This is a genomic window from Vibrio crassostreae 9ZC13 (genome assembly GCF_000272045.2).
GTDB lineage: Bacteria > Pseudomonadota > Gammaproteobacteria > Enterobacterales > Vibrionaceae > Vibrio > Vibrio crassostreae_C.
The window spans coordinates 1-232 of sequence record NZ_AJYZ02000035.1; the positions used below are offsets into that span (position 1 = coordinate 1).

1 protein-coding gene is annotated in these 232 nt (G+C 47.0%); it reads right to left on the reverse strand.

The features are described from left to right. Positions 1-232: cadherin-like domain-containing protein (locus tag A136_RS22730; RefSeq protein WP_032546742.1), on the reverse strand; the 232-nt coding region annotated here is incomplete at both ends.

Sequence of the window (232 nt, forward strand, 5' to 3'; positions counted from 1 at the left end):
GCTTGAACGGTATTGGTACCATCTGAGATATCGAAGCTGATATCAATGTCGCCATTGAAGTTCTCATCTGGCGTGATGGTGAAACTGCCATCATCGTTAGCTACAACCGTCGCATCACCACCAACCGTTAGGCCGCTAGCAGTAAGGTCATCGCCTTCAACATCAGATGCTTGTGATAACAGTTGCTCTTGGCTTAGACGGATAGAACCATCTTCATCGATTGAGTACGCTA